Source organism: Bradyrhizobium sp. (assembly GCF_050014615.1).
Lineage (GTDB): Bacteria > Pseudomonadota > Alphaproteobacteria > Rhizobiales > Xanthobacteraceae > Bradyrhizobium.
This window is the reverse complement of sequence record NZ_JBEKCZ010000312.1, coordinates 1-4,190: the sequence shown is the minus strand read 5'-3', so window position 1 is coordinate 4,190 and position 4,190 is coordinate 1. Positions and strand designations below refer to the sequence as shown.

General features: G+C 60.0%; 3 protein-coding genes. 2 read left to right on the top strand and 1 reads right to left on the bottom strand.

What is annotated here, in order from left to right:
* Both ABR948_RS28675 and ltrA read left to right on the top strand, forming a co-directional pair.
* Positions 1 to 1,071, top strand: a 1,071-nt coding sequence (locus ABR948_RS28675) for an ABC transporter substrate-binding protein (protein WP_428124544.1), incomplete at its 5' end; no start/stop codon positions are given.
* Between the two features lie 401 nt (positions 1,072 to 1,472).
* Positions 1,473 to 2,957, top strand: a complete 1,485-nt coding sequence (gene ltrA, locus ABR948_RS28670; protein ID WP_428124542.1) for a group II intron reverse transcriptase/maturase — start codon at positions 1,473 to 1,475, stop codon at positions 2,955 to 2,957.
* A 310-nt stretch (positions 2,958 to 3,267) separates the two neighbouring features.
* Here ltrA and ABR948_RS28665 read toward each other — a convergent pair.
* Positions 3,268 to 4,190 (bottom strand): IS110 family RNA-guided transposase (locus ABR948_RS28665; protein ID WP_428124540.1); only part of this gene is annotated, 923 nt, incomplete at its 5' end.

Below are 4,190 nucleotides of genomic sequence, written 5' to 3'. Positions count from 1 at the left end.
TTCCGTTGCGAGGACAGTTTCCATCCCTTCCCAATGGCTAATTTGAGCCCTTACCATACCATCAAGCCGGGGGGGACCCTAGGTATGAGGCGGCGAAAATTCATTAAGTGGCTGGGTGCTGGCGTAGGGCTGATGGCCGTAGGCCAAACGAGAGGCCAGCGGACGATACTGCCCGTAATCGGATTGCTCCACAGCGAGTCTTCGTCTCTTTTGGTAAAGCCGCTAGAGTACTTTCGCCTCGGCCTCGCAGAATTGGGTTACCGTGAGGGTCAAAATGTAGCGATTGAATATCGATGGGCTGAGGGCCGGAATGAAGTCCTACCCACTCTGGCTGCCGATCTGGTCGAGCGCAAGGTGAAGGTCATCGTGACGCCGGGAACGACCCCCGCGTCACTTGCGGCGAAAGCAGCAACGTCCACCATTCCCATCGTCTTCTTTACGGCTGGCGACCCTGTCGCTTTAGGACTTGTGAAAAGCCTCAATAGCCCGAGTGGTAATGCAACCGGTGTTACGTCTCTCGGTTCGGAACTGCTCACTAAGCGCCTCGCGCTGATGCATGAGTTGTTACCTGACGTCCATGCCATGTGTTTACTTGTGAACCAGGCTAACACTGCGCTGCGGAAGCCGGTGGATGAGGCAATGCGTGTAGCCGCTAGCCTTGGAGTGCAGCTTTCAGTCCTCAGCGCCAGCAGTCAAGACGATCTCTCAAAAGCATTTTCAGAAATTGAGCGGAGGCGCGCCGGTGCGCTGATTATTGCGATTGATCCGTTTTTTACGAGCCGCCGTGAGTTATTGGGCACAATGGCTCTCAATCACGGCGTCCCTGCGGTCTACCAATACTCCGACTTCGCTGAGGCGGGCGGCATCATGAGCTATGGAGGTACGGTGTCAGAGCCCTACACAATCGTCGGCAACTATGCGGGCCGGATTCTTAATGGCGAAAATCCGGCCTCCCTGCCGGTACAGCAGGCGACTGCCATCGAATTAGTCGTCAATCTGAAAGTTGCGAACAGGCTTGGGATCACTGTTCCTATCGCGCTACTCGGGCGCGCAGATAAAGTCATTGAGTGATCGTGATGACTTCCGTTTTTGATGCTGTGGACGGGTGCGCCGGGAGACCGGCAAAAGGTAGACGGTGGAAGTCCGTCACGGTGAAGGTGTAGCGAACCGCACCGGCCCCGAGTGATGCACGGGCTGTCCGCGAGGGCAGACGTGAAGCGTTCACAGGGGAGGGCGCAGGCGAGGTATTGAGCGGCGTAAGACAAGTTCGGGGTGCTGATGTTTTCCGTCCCACAGAAGGCAACACGGCCGGTGTCGATATCGCGAGACACATGCCGACCCCGCGTCGTCGTAGACCCTGGCATGCGCAGAAGCCTTTTGCACGGGAACCGGGAGATCTCCATCGCCGTCCCCGCCAGTCGTGGCCGGGACGTTGTCGGGAAGGCCGGAGGTCATAGCCGACGATGAGCGCGATGGAGAAGTCGGACCTGCCCGAAGTAGCGAGGAAGCGAGCGAACAAAGCGGCCTCGGCCGCTGCGGAGCCCGTGGAGCGAAGGGGCGGGGCCAAGGAGAATGCGGTGCTGCAAAGCACGGTCCGGACGCAGAGCCGGGCAGCCGTGTCACGCGCGCAGGCCCGCATACGAGAAGCCGTCACCAGGAACAGACAGGACAAGCTGACGGCGCTCCTGCATCACGTCAACATGGAGGTACTGCGGGCAAGCTTCTTCGGACTAAAGAAGACTGCTGCCCCAGGCGTCGATGAGAGGACGTGGATCGAATACGCAGAGCACCTTGAGGCAAACCTCTTGAGCCTGCATGTTCGCGTCCATACAGGAGCGTATCGAGCGCTGCCGTCACGCCGGAAGTACATACCGAAGGCGGATGGCAGACAGCGGCCGCTCGGCATCGCTGCCATAGAGGACAAGATTGTCCAGGCTGCGGTGGTGGCAATCCTGACGCCGATCTATGAGTCGGAGTTCCTGGGCTTCAGCTACGGTTTTCGACCGAAGCGTAATCAGCATCAAGCGCTGGATGCGCTCGCGTTCGGGATCGGGAAGCGGCGGATCAACTGGGTACTCGATTGCGACGTTCAATCCTTTTTCGACAAGGTTGACCAGAAGTGGCTGGTCCGCTTCGTCGAGCATCGGATTGGCGACCGGCGAATTATCCGATTGATCTGCAAATGGCTGACGGCAGGCGTGCTCGAAGATGGACACCTGATCGAGACGGAGGAGGGGACGCCGCAGGGCGCGGTGATCAGCCCGCTCTTGGCGAACATCTACCTCCATTATGTCTATGATCAATGGGTCCACCAGTGGCGGCAGCGATGCGCCACCGGTGACGTGATTGTCGTGCGCTACGCGGACGACTCCATCGTTGGCTTCGAGCACCGGCACGAAGCAGAGCAATTCCTTGCCGACCTCAAGGCGAGGCTCGCTCGTTTTGGACTGAATCTTCATCCCGAGAAGACGCGGCTCATCGAGTTTGGGCGGAACGCAACTGCGAACCGCCGCACTCGAGGCCTCGGTAAACCGGAGACGTTCGATTTCCTAGGGTTCAAGCATTACTGCGCGACCCGGCGGGATGGCAGCGGCTTCGTGCTCGGAAGGAAGCCAATGGCCAAGCGCATGCGAACCAAACTTCGGGAGATCAAGGAGCAGCTCATGGCGACCCGCCACGACGGGATCGACGGGCAAGGCAAATGGCTTGCCCAAGTCCTGCGGGGCTGGATGGCCTACTATGCTGTGCCGATGAGCGGCTCAGCGATCTCTGCATTCCGGCATCATATGATCGAACGCTGGCACGGCGCCCTCATGCGCCGCAGCCAGCGGCGCCGATTAACGTGGGCCCGAATGAAGACGATCGCTGATCGGTACCTGCCATTCCCACGCATCCTGCATCCGTGGCCTGAGAAGCGGTTCATCGTCACCATCCAAGGTGGGAGCCCGGTGCGTTAGCAGCGCCCGCCGGGTTCTGTGCGGGGGGCGGAGAGTAATCTCCGTCCCTACCGCGACCGCCGGTTTGGCAAGAGCTTTCTTCACGGTTTTGCAGCATTGGTCGGTGCAGCCATGTGTTCGGCCTTTTGATGCGGTTCACATGACCGCTGGCCATAATGCCCTCCGCGGATCAGGTCCCGACCAACACCTCGCATTCAAGAATGCCTTGGCACATGTGGGTTGTCCTGATCGCCGGATCGACCGGCTCTGCATTACGTGCTGTTCGCCCTCCCAACCTTCACATCACGCCGATTGCCCGGCGCGATCTCATTTATCGCGCAAGCGCGACGGGTTCCTTGTATCGCTCGCCCCTAGCCATCATGGCCCAGACCATTCGGGCAATCTTGTTGGCGAGCGCGATAGCCGCAATCTTGGTCGGCCGCCGCGCCAGCAATGCCGTCAGCCAGGGCCGATGTTTGGTGCCATGGATCTTGGCGTAGCGGATGACAGCAAGCGCGCCGGCCACAAACAGGCCGCGCAGATAGCGATCACCCTGTTTGCTTATATTGCCGAGCCTGTTCTTGCCTCCGCTCGAATGCTGCTTCGGCACCAGCCCAATCCAGGCCGAGAAGTTGCGCCCTGATCGGAAGGACTTTGGATCAGCAACGGCAGCAACCAAAGCAGTGGCCAGCACCGGGCCGACGCCCGGAGCCTCATCGAGCCTCATGCTCATCTCGTTGGATCGGTGCCAGTCCCTGATCAGACGGTCGAACTCCAGGATCTGCTCCTTGATCCTGCGCAATTGAGCCCCGAATGCCAGGAGACACACGCGGGCCATTTCCGGAACCCGCCTGTCGCTTGGATTGGCGATGACATCGAGCAGTTCCTCGACACCGTGACGCCCGACCGGCGCAACGATCCCGAACTCGGCAAGATGGGCCCTGATTGCATTGATCACCGAGGTCTGCTGGCGGATGAACAGATGGTGGGCGCGGTGGAGTACCAGGCCGCTCTGCTGCTCGGGAGTCTTGGTCGGCACGAACCGCATGTTGGCTCTGGTAACCGCCTCGCAAATGGCCTCTGCGTCAGACGCGTCATTCTTCTGCCGCTTGACGTAGGGCTTCACATAGGCCGGCGGCATCAACCGCACGGCGTGACCAAGTGCCTGCAGTTCGCGCGACCAATGGTGCGCCGAGGCGCAGGCTTCGATGCCGACCAGACATGGCGACAGCTTCTGGAAGAACGCCAGCACAT

Coding starts and splice junctions, on each gene's coding strand:
- ltrA (WP_428124542.1), top strand. CDS start 1,473: ATGGAGAAGTCGGACCTGCCCGAAGTAGCGAGGAAGCGAGCGAACAAA.